Source organism: Candidatus Poriferisodalis multihospitum (assembly GCF_028283155.1).
Lineage (GTDB): Bacteria > Actinomycetota > Acidimicrobiia > Acidimicrobiales > Poriferisodalaceae > Poriferisodalis > Poriferisodalis multihospitum.
Window position 1 is genome coordinate 1 of the sequence record NZ_JAPYOK010000051.1, and the last position, 12,235, is coordinate 12,235.

The window sequence follows — 12,235 nt, forward strand, 5'->3', positions numbered from 1 at the left end:
GTCTTGATGCCGGATAGTGATGCGCGGCAAATGCGGCGGACACAGCTGATTCAAGATTGGAATCTTGCGCCTTAGGCAGGTACGGCCCCGACTCGGCTAATCATCCGAAGGCGGTCGGTAACTGCGAATGGCCTCAATGGTCTGGCGAAGTTCGTTTACCGGCGCGCGAGCTTGAGCGAATTTTGAGTATGCAGAATGGGCACGATTTACCATTTCGTCGAACGTTAGTACGCGAATACCATATTCCCGTAGCGATCGTTCATCACGCGTTCGTACGTCTGGATTATCCCATCCTATGGGTAGTTTGCCCAACAAGCAAATGGCTTCGATCGGATATCGACGCTCATCTTCGTCCTTTTGAATTTCCTCGCGAACTGCAGCAATGTAGTCGTTCAGTTGGTCTTCGATAGCTGTTTTACGGAGTCGTACTGACGCCCGCTTCAATTCGATAATCACGTGCGCCGAAGAAATACGTCGATATCGAACGTCAGGCTGTACTGTCTCCCTGCCGCGGATGTTGACACGTTCCACCGCGTTCTGCAGTCTCTCTTCCATGTTCTCATACTCGGTAGCTCGCTCCCAAGCCGGATCTAGCAGCCACAAATGCTCAAAGATATAGTCTCGCAACTCCCGCTCGTAGTCGTCACGAAGCACCTTGTCTTGTAGTTCATTGATCACGCTGAGGCGATACCGCACGATTTCCAAATATTGTGTGGCTTCTACGGCATCCATATCGGCTAGCCACTTGAGAAATGTTTCCATGTTGGAGTCATCAATTTCGTCGATTTGGTCCAGAGCATGTTCTAACTTAAGTCTTTCGAAGGCGAGCACTGCAGTCGCATAGAAATCATGTTTGTGTTCGTCGTCCATGTTGGCCAAATCAATGCCTCTAAAGACGTTCTTTGCTCGCTTCTTGAGGGATGTCGGCCGTAGATTGTCGTACCACTGCTTGACATGAGGGTTTGACTCAAGTGCGGTTTCGAGCGCACGACGCATCTTTAGCGTATTGGTCTCAGTCCAGATGTGGCGGAGTTCTGTATCGAGGAAATTCTTTAGTGCCTTGTACTTGGGATGATCTTCGGCTAGCTGCTGGCGACTTGTCGTGGCGATATCTTCCTCATCTTCGTCGAGAAAGTCCGCATGGATCTCGCCAAAGATGTACTTTGTGATCATGCCCCCGAGGCGATACTCCTGCAAGATGTCCTCTTGAGCAACCCTGCCCCGCATCAACACTGTTATTCTGTTCAGATTGTCGTCCAAGCCACCGGCTGAGTCATCTAGATCGTTGGAGCGTCGTGCTATAGCTATCCACCCTCTGGTTTCATAGGCACCCGCCTGATCGGCGTTGCCATCTTCATCAAACCGGTGCGGTCGCGTGAAGGCCAAGCGCTCGCCAGTTTCTTCATCGATGTCTAGATTCCTGCTATGTACTGAGTAGTCGTGATCGCCATACTGGAAAATGAATCTTGCCTTATGGAAGTAGTCGCGATCTTCAAATCGAACGGTGTTGCCATTGAGGACAATTTCGAAATCGTCCGAAAGAAGCTCGAAACGCCGTGCGATGCGCTTACGTAATCCGGAGATTGAGCTACCAGTGAGCCTGACTCTCTTGAAATCAGTGATCTTGATAGTTGTACCTGTTCCACCGGAAAGGCCGGATCCATCGAATTCAATGGGTAGTGGGCTGTAGCGTGGTACCTTTGGATTCTGTTCGTTTTCGTTGCTTTGTTCTTGCGCCTTGACATTCTGCCGTATCTCTTCGGCATCCATCTGAAATGCTTCAGGTTCGCTATTCGTTTTCTGGGTATGGACGGCAATTCTGTCCGCAATTGAGAATAGAGATAGCTTTCCGATACCCTTTCGACCCATGGGCTTCCTGCCGAGTTTGGTCAAAGGGCCTTGGGAGCTTGGATCTCGGCGGCGATAACCGACCAAGAGATAGCGATTGTTGATGTCGCGCAGATCCATGCCATGCCCGTTGTCTGTGACGGTTATGGCTTTCGCGGCTGTGTCGATCGTCACGTCCACTCGCGTGGCGTCAGCATCCCAAGCATTGGCGATCACTTCTGAGATGACCGCTGGGGTGTTGCTGTAGAGATTCAAACCCAAGTGGTCTAGGACACTCAGGCTGATGCTCATTTCGTACCGAGCATTTTCGCTATGTTGCACCGACGGCCTCCACAATGGAAGCCCCGATGGCCTCCGCGAGCTTAACCGGAACGGCGTTCCCGATTTGGCGCGCTGCATCGCGCACAACAACAGGCTGACCGTTCTCGGAAAACTTGTAGCCGATGGGGAAAGTTTGGAGCAAGGCACCTTCGCGCACGGAAATCGCACGGTGCTGTTCTGGATGGCCGTAGCGGCCCGTGCTGTAGTAGCAGAACTGTGTAGTGATAGTGGGAGCAATGTCATCCCAAGTCATCCGGCCGTAGGGAGCGGGGTAGTGGGCCTTCCTGTGGCAGGGACTCACGAGTTCATCGTCGTCCCAATCCTCCCAAGTGCCGCCGGGCTTTGACTGCTCGATGCGCTTCTTGTTGAGCTCGGTTAGCGGCATGGCTACATGAGCGGGATCATGCGGACACGCCTCGCCGTCGTCGATGGAAGGGAGATCGTGGATGAACTCTCGGACTGTGTGACGGGCGGCGCTGGGCTGGGGCAGGCAGATGGGGCCACGGCGTGAAGCGAGCAGCACGAGACGTTTCCGCTTTTGCGGGACACCGTAGTCAGGGCACCACACGATCCCATCCTCGTGTTGGTACTCGAGGTCATTCAGAGTTTGGCGAAAGTCATCGAATGCTCGATGCCTGGCCAGACCGGGGACGTTCTCCATCGACACAAAATCGGGCTCCGTTTCCCGCACAAGGCGCGCAAACTCGTATACCAATGAACAGTCGGCATCCTTTCGTAGCTTGCGATTGTGCGCCGAGAATGGCTGGCAGGGGGCGCAACCTACGAGTACGGACACATCCGCATCGGCGAAATGAGATTCGACGTGTTCTTTTGTTACCTCGCAGATATCCGCCGGAATGAACTGAGCCCCTGCGTTGTTGACTTCGTAGACATAGCGGCAAGATTCGTCGATGTCGAACCCGGCCATTACTGTGATTCCCGCGCGAGCAAGTCCATGTGTCAGACCACCGATGCCGCAGAAGAGGTCAACGGCGTGGATTCTCGGCGTAGCCTGGACTTCCGGCACTTGAACCCTCCTGGCTCAGGTCCTACAAATGTTCGGAGGCGATTCCCGGCGACGAGGCCGAGTGTATGTGCGCCGACCGGCGACGGTAGCCGGACGGTGCGATATCCGGCCACCGGATTTCTGAGCAGGCTCGACCGATGCCGCATGCCCGGTGAACTCGAGATGTGCTTCGCGGCCGCTCAGGCAAGCTCAGCGTCGAATGATGCCGTATTCTCCGCTGGTGGTCTCGCACAGCAGTGCTCGGTCGCTCTGTGGTGAGCGCCTGCGACAATGAGTCCGTGGTGACCCAATCACTCGTTCACCTCGCGGACGGGGGCGTGCGCCTCAGACCAACCAACGTTGCTCGTCGGTGCTGGCGTATTCTCATCCTCGTCCTGCTGATGCTGCGGAGCACTGAGACATGGGGACCGGTACCGAGACCAGTTACGCCTACGAGCCCGATGTCGTCTACGCGCCGGGCGAGACGCTGGCCGAGTGGCTTGGCGAACACGACATGACTCAAACCGACCTCGCCTCCCGCGCGGGCCAGTCAGCCGAGCACATCAACCAGATGGTGGAAGGTGCCGCACCTGTCACCACTGAGGCGGCGCTGGGCCCTGGAGCAGGTCACCCGAGTGCCTGCAGCGTTCTGGAACAACCTGGAGCTGAACTACCGCGCGCATCTCGCCCGCTGCGCTTCGACGCCGACGCGTCGGCCCGCGATCTCGCCACGATCAGCCCCGATGCGGTGCTCGACGGCAACCGCCCACGGCTGCTCGACGAATGGCAGCTCGCACCGGTCATCTGGAACTGTGCTCGACGCGCTGTGCGTCGGCGGCTGGCCGTGGCTCGCTGGGGCGACGACGGCCGAGGCGCGGCGGCGGCTGCGCGAGTACCTCGACGAAGTGCGCCACGTCCAGATCAACGGCGACTCGACGCGCAGCCGAAACCCGATGCTGGTGGAGCGCCTGATGATCTCGCTGGCTCGCAACACCGCCGCGACTGTGCCGGTGTCGCGGCTGGCTGCCTGCGGCGGCGGTGAGCAGCCGCTCAACCACCAGACCGCACGCGCCTATCTCGACGCCCTGCATCAGATCTTCGTCATCGAAGACCAGCCGGCCTGGTCGGCGCATCTGCGCTCGCGCTCGCGGCTCGCGAAGTCGCCCAAGCGGCACTTCGCTGATCCGTCGTTGGCAGCAGCCGTGCTGCGTGCAAGCACGAGCGCCCTGCTGGGTGATCTCGAGACCTGTGGGCTGCTGTTCGAGTCGCTGGTGGTGCGCGACCTGCGCGTCTACGCGGAGGCTGCCGACTGCGATGTCTCCCACTACCGGCTCGACAGCGGTATCGAGGCCGATGCCATTGTCAGCCGGCGCTTCGAGGGAGAATGGATCGCTGTCGAAGTCAAGCTGTCTCCCGCGCATGACTCCATCGATGCTGCAGCTGCGTCGCTGCGACGTGCCGTCGGCAGCATCGACACAGAGCGGGCTGGAGCGCCCGCCGCACTGCTGGTGGTGACTCCTGTCGGCTACGCCTACACCCGACCCGACGGCGTCTGCGTCGCTCCCGTCACCGCTCTCGGCCCCTGACCAGCGGTGCGACCTCGCAGCCGCACCCGTCGAGTACCAGCCCACGACCCGCCCTGCGCGCGATCAAGGCGCTCCAGCCAGTCGCACCCAGAGCCGAGCCCGGGCCCCGAACCGCTGACCCCAACATCATGACTGTCACACGGCCTGCCTACTGTCGGCATCGGCACCGTAGGGGCGTCACCGAACGCATTCGTGCCCGGAGAGGAGCAAAGATGTCCAAGGACTCGCCGACAGCGCCCGACGAGCGCGGCTCGCTGCTGGACTGGGGCCTGCCGATGACCACGACTGCTCGTGGCACTGAGCGGCTGTGAACGGAGTCGGCATGGTTGAACGGATCGGCCTCGCCGTGAACGATGGGCGGCACGTCTCGTGAGCATCGCCGAGGAACTGGGCACGGCGCTCGATGCGCATCTGATTGAGGGTCTGGCCGGTTCGGCCGCATTCGATCGAGGCGCGAGGTACATGTACGACGGGCGAGTGCAGTCGGTTGCTGAGGAAGACGGCAGGCTGCGGGCGACCGTTCGGGGCACCATGCCCTACCGCGTCGAGCTGTGGTTCGACGGTGACGAACTGCTGTGGAGATGCACATGCCCAGCAGCCGAGGACGGATCGTTCTGCAAGCACTGCACTGCCGTGGCGCTGTCGCTGCTCTATGCAGACGAGCCGCCAGACGGACTCGATGCGCCCGTCACCGGCGACAGCAGCGAGCGTGGCGGCGAGTCCGAGGACACCTTGATTGGGCGCTTCGTTCGTCAGCTCGACCCCGAACGGCTTGCGGAGATCGTGCTGCGTCAAGTGGCGGGCAACTGGCGCCTGCGCGAGCAACTGCTGGGCGAAGCCAGGGCGGCGCAGGGCTGGGGGCTCGATGTCTCGAAATGGCGTCGCAGAATCAACAGTGCGTTCGACATCGGCGGCTTCGTGTACTATCAGGAGGCCGCTGATTGGGCAGACGGCGTGAACGATGCCATCGATGCATTGGCCGACCTCGCCGACGCAGGCCACAGCGAAGACGCCGTGGCGTTGATTGAGCATGCGTACCAGCGTGCCGACAAGGCGCTCCACAACGTCGATGACTCCGACGGCTGGTTGACGGCAATAGCCGAGCGTTTGGCAGAGCTGCACTTGCGGGCGTGCGAAGCGAGCAGTCCAGACCCGCTCGAACTCGCAAAGCGCCTGACAGAGCTAGAACTGAATTTCGATCTGGAGGCCTTCTGCCGTTCCGCGCAGACTTACTCGGAAATTCTGGGGCCGACGGGCCTGGCCGCATTCCGTGAGGCCATCGAGCCGGCGTGGCGCCAGATCGACCCGGCCGCTGAGGAATGGTCCACCGGCGACTACTACCTGCGTCAAGCGATGATCGGGTGGGCGCTGGCCATCGGCGAGCCGGAAGCGCTCGTTGAGGCGCACAGGCGTAAGCGCGTGCATCCCGTCGACATGCTGGAGATCGCTGAGTCGTTCGAGACTGCGGGCCGTGACGGCGAGGCGGTCACCTGGGCGCGCAAGGGCCTCGCCGGACTCGGACACGGATCGTGGCAAGCCGACGGGCTGCGCGACTTCTTGGCGCGCAAGCTGCGTGAGCGCGGCGAGCCTGGTGCAGCGGCCGACCTGTACTGGAACGCCTTCACTGCGAGGCCGTCGCTGGAGGCCTTCCGGGCGCTGCCTGAGCAAGATCAGCGGGCGCCCGACAAGCGCCCCGATTGGGTCGAGCGCTGCATACGGCACCTGCGACGTCGCTTGGGCACGGAAGCGCCTGAGGTGTCCTCGCTGCCGCCCGACGTCATGGGTCTCGGCTCTCCCGACGCGCCCCACGAAGCCGTCGTCTTGGCCGAGATCCTCTTGTACGAGGGCCGCGCTGAAGAAGCATGGGCAGCTGCGTTGCAGCACGGCAGCAGCTGGCAGATGTGGATGACGCTCGCACGCGCTCGGGAGGCGACCGCGCCCCGCGACTCAATTGCGATCTACGAGTCGCAAGCGCTGGCGATCATCAACCGCAAGAAGCCCGACCAGTACAAGATCGCTGTCGGCCTGATGTCCCGGATACGCGGCCTCGCCGCCGATGCCGGCGACCCAGAACTGTTCGACTCGCTGCTGCAGCAGGTCAAGACTGTCCACAAGGCGAAGCGACGCCTCCAAGGCGAGCTCGGCGACATGGCGCCCCTGACAGACATGTCTGTCGGCAATGCGACATCGTGAGAGTCAGATTCCCTGCATCCTCAGACATCGGCTTCGGGTTCGCGAGGCAAGCTCGATGTAACTGCGACCGTCGCGCGATGGCGGCAGTCGTTGATGCAATCTATTTGGTCACTGATATCTGACTAGTATGGTCAGATAAGTTCCAGTGCAGTGTCCGTGTCCGAACTGAAAGCGAATCTGTCCCACTACCTGCGTCAGGTGCGGCGAGGCGGTGAGATACAGGTGACTGATCGAGGCACGCCGGTCGCGAGGCTGGTGCCCGCATCGGAGCCAGAGGACGAGCATCTCAGCCGATTGATCAATTCAGGCGTCCTCCGGGCAGGCCAGGGAGATGCGGCCGCTGTGCTTGACGAGCCTCCCCTGCAGATCCCGACCAGCCTTGCGGAGGCGTTGGCCTCCGAACGAGAGGATCGCGTGTGAGGTATTGGGACACCTCGGCGATCGTGCCGCTCTTTGTTGCCGAATCCACAACTGACGTGACGCGATCGTGGCTGCGCGACGACGTCGTCATCGTCACCTGGGCTTGGTCGAGAGTTGAAATCGCGAGCGCGATCGAGCGACGAACGCGTGAGGGCGAGCTGTCACGCGACCAGCGCCGCAGCGTCATGAGATGCCTCGAGGAGTTCAGCGCGACGTGGCACGAAGTGGTCGAGATGCTCGCCGTGCGGTCACGCTCGATGTCGTTGCTGGCGCGCCATCCCCTGCGGGCGGTGGACGCCGCCCAGCTCGGTGCCGCATTGCATGTGCAAGAACAGCTCGGCGCCCCGTTGCAGTTCGTGTGCCTGGACCGGCATCTCGGCGAGGCGGCCGAGCGCGAGGGTCTGGCCGTCGTTTCCACGTGAGCTAGACGCCTCGAGCGCCGCGTCAGCCCTGCGATGGAGCGAGACCAGTGAGCACCTGCTGTTTCACGCGATCGATCCGCGCTGCGTGGCATATCTAAGCTGCGCTCGTGACGCAGATGCGCACTCGGGCCGTTGCGGTGAATCGCTTTCGTGGGTACGCACATCGCAAGCCAGGCCATCTTGCAGGATGGTGCATTGCTTGGTTCGTGCTGGCGAGCATTCTCGACTATGCGCTGTCGACGTCTGGACCGAGCACCGGTGACGGATGGCAGTTCTTTGTCGCGTCGATCTACTTCTTGATCACGCCCGCGATCCTCGCTTGCTTGTTCTTGGTGATCTGGGGCTGCAATGCCGTCATCCGGCGCCGGTCTGGCGGGCTGCCGTCGCCGGATGAAGCGCGGGACGCGGCCAACCGGCGGGCAGCGGTCTCTGGTCGATCGTCACGAATCTGAGCGTCTGCCGCGTCCGCCGCATTCCGGGCGCTGAAGGTCGACTCGCAGCCTGACATAGCAGGGTTGACCGGGCGGATCGGTGAAGCCGAATCCGAGCGGCCGGTCGAGTGTGGCGAGCGACCCGAGGTCGGCACCGTCGAGGTTCGCTGTCGCGGCGACGACTCGGCGGGCTGTCCGGGTTCGGTACCACTCGACGACACCGGTCGGACTTGTGCCATGGGTGCGGACACAGAGCAGCTTGCGGGCGCACCAGTTCTCGAAGGTGGCTGTAATCCAGCGGGGACGCGGCGGTGGCCTGAGCGTCGCGAGGCCAATCTTCATGTCCAGCTTGAGGTCGTGCGAACGGACGGTGTAGCTGCGGCTGTGGCGTTCGGCCGTGACCGCTTGGTAGCGGACCTCGTCGAACGGGTACACCGAGACGATGTAAGCCGCCGAGGCGGAGTCGGCGAGTAGGACCCTGTGCCCGCCGGGCTGTGCCCACATGACGTCAGCGAACGGTCCGATGGGGCTGTGCCGCCAGTCGCCGATCACAAACCGATGACCTGAAGCGAAGCCCACAGACGTGATCGATCCCCGCAGTGTCTCGATCGGCCGTCCTTCTGATTGATCACCTTGAGCTGTCATCGCGTTCCGCACATCGTCGCTGCCTCTCGTATGGCTGCCAGGGCAAGCCCGCGTGCCATGGGAAAATCACAGCCTTGCCGAGATGATGGCTCGCTTTCGGAGGAGTGCCATGAGCGAAACGGCCCTGTCTGTGTCAAAGCCGGTGGCCGCGGGTCACTGCTTATGCGGTGCGGTGAGCTACGAGGTGCACGGGCCGATCCGGCAGGTGTGGAACTGTCACTGCTGGCGGTGCCGTCGCTGGACGGGGCACTTCATGGCGGCTACTGGATGCAAGAGCGCAGACCTCCGAATGGTCTCCGACGCATCCTTGGCGTGGCACCACCCGGCCAACGATCCCAACGTAGCGTACGGCTTCTGTCGGGAGTGCGGCGCGTCGCTGTTCTGGAAGGTGGGGGAGGGCAAAGCGCATCAGGGCGACACCATTGCGATCTGCGCCGGCACGCTCGACCTTCCCTCGGGCCTGCACACCGAACTGGCCATTTTCGTCGACGACGCAGCCGACTACCACACGCTCGACCCGGCAGTCCCCACGCGGCGCGGCGAATAGGCCAATCCCGCGGAATCCAAGGCGGCGGCGCTACGGGTTGTCGGTGTCTCGGACCGTCCGACGGGTGGTTTCGAACTCGAGCCGCGACATCGGCTTCGATGGGCGGGTGTCAGGGGTTCTGTGGGCGAGGTTGGCGACTGCCGTGGGTGTGGGGATGCCTTCGGTCAGGTCGGCAGCGGGCGTCGGCAGCTCGAAGCGGGTTGTGAGGGGTACCACGCCGGCCCACCAGTTGCCGGCCATGTCCTCGGCGTCGTCGACCGGGTCGCCAGATCGCACCTTGGCGGATGCCTCCGCCAGCGGCAGCTCCAGCACCAGCGTCGCTCGCAAGTCCTCAGCACTCGGCGCCCGTGACATGTCCCAGTTGGCCACGATGTGGTCGGTCACCAGCTTCAGGGCTCGCTCCTTGGCGGCGGCGTCGGTGATCCGGCGAGCCAGGCCGCGCACCACGACGCAGCGGAAGTTCATGGAGTTGTGGAACGGCGTGCGTGCCATCACCAAGCCGTCCAGATGGGTCACCGTCACGCAGATCTCGGTGCCCTCGCCGGAGTTCAGCAGGTGGTTGGCCAGCGCTCCGTGCAGGTACAGGTTCTCGTCGTCGCGGCCATATGCCATCGGCAGCACCAGCGGCCCGTCGGGCGTGTCCACGCCGACGTGTGCGATCAGTCCTGCGTCGAGGATGTCCCGCACGTCGTCGCTGCCGTAGCGGCCACGCTCGGCCATTCGCCGCAGCCTCATGCGTGTCGACGGGGCCTGCGCGCCGTTCTGTCCTGACTGGTCGGTAGCGCTCACGTCCGCACCGTACGCCGCGCACCGGCGCCGAGCACCATCGATTTCCCGGCAGCTCCTGGGACCACGCAACGCCGGTTGAGCTGGCGACGCTGTGTCAGTCCAGCAGGTCGTCCTCGCGCACGCGGCTGCGCTCGGCCTCCTCGTGCTCGGCCAGGACCCGGCCGAACAGCTGGCGGGTTCGCTCGACCCGCCCGATGACACCGGGCTGGTGCGTGTAGGCGAAGATCGCCGCGTGGCGGGGCTGGGAGCTTGCTGCCACACGGGTCACCCGGTGCAGGGAGTAGCGCCCTCGGAAGATCTGCAGGTCGCCGGGGCACAGGTCCAGCGTGTGAACACCGTCGCGCCCGCCGGCCAGCAGCCCTCCGATGGCCTCGAAGCCCTCGTCAGTGGCGGTGCGCACCCCGGGCGCGTACTCGAACAGCCCACCCTCGTCCGCGGGCTGCACCAGCACCGTCACGGCGAAGTCGTTGGTGTCGAAGTGCCACGGGAACTGCTGACCGGGATCCAAGATGTTGGCTGTCAGGCCGGCCAGCGGATCGTCGTAGCAGTGCAGCTCGTCGATCTCGAGGCAGTCGGCCAGCAGGCGGCACACCTGGGGCGCCCGGAACAGCGTGTCCATGGCGCACACCGATGGCCAGGCATCGCCGGGGATGAAGCCGCTCGATCGCTCCGTGAACGTGTTCACCGGATGGTCGTCGCTGAATTCTGGGTTCACCTGGGTGTGGAAGTACGGGTTGATGACCTGCATCGAGAAGTGGGTCCGCGGCTTCGCCGCGACGATCTCGGCGTTGAGCAGGCGAACTGCGGTCGGAGTGACGAATTCCTTCAGCAGTGCACAGCCGTCCGAGCGAAGGCCAGTCCGAGCCTCCTCGACGGCACGCCAGTACGCAGCGTGGCGCGCATCGGCGGCGGGAAGATCTCGTCCATCCAGCGGGTAGCGCACGGTGTCGACCAGGCGATCCACGTCAGACGCTGCGGCCGACTCAGCTGCATCATCAAGTCGGGACGTGCTCTGGCTGACTGTGGTCATTCCTCTATGCCTCCCAGTGCGGAACCCAGTCGCCGTCGAGCCGCAGTGAGAGATCGGCGTCATCCTCGATGCGGCGAGCCACGCTCAGCTCGGGTCCGTCCATGCCGTAGCGCTCGGCTGCTCGCTCGAAAGCGTCCCGAGCTGCCGCGGTCATCGGGAGGTCGGCGCCGACGGCCGCTTCCAGCTCGGCCAGCAGCCCCAGATCCTTCACGCACAAACCCAGCGAGAACGACGGGTCGTAGTGCCCGGCGAAGATGCTGGGCGCATCATGACGGGCGATGAAGCTGTCAGCCACGCTTCCCTTGATGGCCTCCCACAGATCGCTGAGCTCGACGCCGTTGCGCACCCCGACCGCCAAGCCTTCGGCCAGTGCCGCAGCACCCACGAACCAGAGCTGGTTGGTCACCAGCTTCACCACGCAGCCGGTGCCCAACTCGCCGCAGCCGATCACACGCCCGAGCCGTTCCAGCACGGGGCGCACACGTTCAACGGCCGCCGGCTCCCCGCCGGCAAACAGCGTCAGTGTGCCGTTGCGGGCGCCGTCGACCGCCCCGGTCAGTGGCGAATCGACCACGGACACCCCGTCGGGTGCCTGGGTGGCCAGGCGCCGGATCAGCTCCGGGCGGCTGGTAGTCAGGTCCACCCATGTCGAGCCAGGTGGCAGCGCCGCGAGCGCACCGGCATCGGACATCACCGTCTCGACATCGGAGGGCGCGGGCAGCGAGGTCAGCAGCACGTCGACGCCGGCCGCTGCTTCGGCGGCTGATTCTGCGGCCACGGCACCAGCATCAACCGCCGCATCGAGAGCCTCAGGGTTGAGGTCGAAGGCGCTGACCTGGTGACCGGCACGAGACAGGCGGGCGCACATCGGCCCACCCATCGTGCCCAGTCCCACGAATCCGACGATGGTCACTCTCATATCTTCGCATCGCCCCGATTCGCGTCCAAACAGCCATGTATGTAGCACCACCGGAGGGGTGGGTGGCAGCGAGCGGGG

12 protein-coding genes are annotated in these 12,235 nt (G+C 63.2%); 6 read left to right on the forward strand and 6 right to left on the reverse strand.

Going from position 1 to position 12,235, the window contains the following annotated elements; all coding sequences use genetic code 11:
* Nucleotides 1-96 precede the first annotated feature (96 nt).
* Entirely contained in the window at nucleotides 97-2,139 is a 2,043-nt protein-coding gene (locus VI480_RS04650; protein WP_323671651.1) for an ATP-binding protein, read from the reverse strand.
* A 19-nt stretch (nucleotides 2,140-2,158) separates the two neighbouring features.
* Nucleotides 2,159-3,196 (reverse strand): DNA cytosine methyltransferase, encoded by a 1,038-nt coding sequence (locus tag VI480_RS04655; RefSeq protein WP_323671652.1) that lies wholly within the window; start codon nucleotides 3,194-3,196, stop codon nucleotides 2,159-2,161.
* A 791-nt stretch (nucleotides 3,197-3,987) separates the two neighbouring features.
* Here VI480_RS04655 and VI480_RS04660 point away from each other — a divergent pair.
* From VI480_RS04660 to VI480_RS04680, 5 genes are all read left to right on the forward strand, one after another.
* Nucleotides 3,988-4,761 carry a DUF4143 domain-containing protein gene (locus VI480_RS04660; RefSeq protein WP_323671653.1) on the forward strand — a complete coding sequence of 258 codons (774 nt, stop codon included), beginning with the start codon at nucleotides 3,988-3,990 and terminating at the stop codon, nucleotides 4,759-4,761.
* Nucleotides 4,762-5,130: 369 nt separating this feature from the next.
* Nucleotides 5,131-6,954 (forward strand): SWIM zinc finger family protein, encoded by a 1,824-nt coding sequence (locus VI480_RS04665; RefSeq protein WP_323671654.1) that lies wholly within the window; start codon nucleotides 5,131-5,133, stop codon nucleotides 6,952-6,954.
* 156 nt (nucleotides 6,955-7,110) lie between these two features.
* Nucleotides 7,111-7,374 carry a type II toxin-antitoxin system prevent-host-death family antitoxin gene (locus tag VI480_RS04670; protein ID WP_323671655.1) on the forward strand — a complete coding sequence of 88 codons (264 nt, stop codon included), beginning with the start codon at nucleotides 7,111-7,113 and terminating at the stop codon, nucleotides 7,372-7,374.
* Entirely contained in the window at nucleotides 7,371-7,796 is a 426-nt protein-coding gene (locus VI480_RS04675) for a type II toxin-antitoxin system VapC family toxin (RefSeq protein WP_323671656.1), read from the forward strand. Before VI480_RS04670 ends, VI480_RS04675 begins: the two co-directional genes overlap by 4 nt.
* 107 nt (nucleotides 7,797-7,903) lie before the next feature.
* Entirely contained in the window at nucleotides 7,904-8,248 is a 345-nt protein-coding gene (locus tag VI480_RS04680) for a hypothetical protein (protein WP_323671657.1), read from the forward strand.
* Here VI480_RS04680 and VI480_RS04685 read toward each other — a convergent pair.
* Nucleotides 8,237-8,872 (reverse strand): hypothetical protein, encoded by a 636-nt coding sequence (locus tag VI480_RS04685; protein ID WP_323671658.1) that lies wholly within the window; start codon nucleotides 8,870-8,872, stop codon nucleotides 8,237-8,239. The genes VI480_RS04680 and VI480_RS04685 overlap by 12 nt on opposite strands.
* Before the next feature lie 109 nt (nucleotides 8,873-8,981).
* Here VI480_RS04685 and VI480_RS04690 point away from each other — a divergent pair, with 109 nt between their 5' ends.
* On the forward strand, nucleotides 8,982-9,419 hold the full coding sequence (locus VI480_RS04690; RefSeq protein ID WP_323671659.1) for a GFA family protein: 438 nt from the start codon (nucleotides 8,982-8,984) through the stop codon (nucleotides 9,417-9,419).
* Nucleotides 9,420-9,449: 30 nt separating this feature from the next.
* Here VI480_RS04690 and VI480_RS04695 read toward each other — a convergent pair whose 3' ends face one another.
* The 3 genes from VI480_RS04695 to VI480_RS04705 all read right to left on the reverse strand — a co-directional run bounded on the left by VI480_RS04695 (nucleotide 9,450) and on the right by VI480_RS04705 (nucleotide 12,151).
* Nucleotides 9,450-10,208 carry a pyridoxamine 5'-phosphate oxidase family protein gene (locus VI480_RS04695; protein WP_323671660.1) on the reverse strand — a complete coding sequence of 253 codons (759 nt, stop codon included), beginning with the start codon at nucleotides 10,206-10,208 and terminating at the stop codon, nucleotides 9,450-9,452.
* Between the two features lie 94 nt (nucleotides 10,209-10,302).
* Entirely contained in the window at nucleotides 10,303-11,238 is a 936-nt protein-coding gene (locus VI480_RS04700; RefSeq protein WP_323671661.1) for a hypothetical protein, read from the reverse strand.
* A gap of 4 nt (nucleotides 11,239-11,242) precedes the next feature.
* Entirely contained in the window at nucleotides 11,243-12,151 is a 909-nt protein-coding gene (locus VI480_RS04705) for an NAD(P)-dependent oxidoreductase (RefSeq protein ID WP_323671662.1), read from the reverse strand.
* Nucleotides 12,152-12,235: the final 84 nt, after the last annotated feature.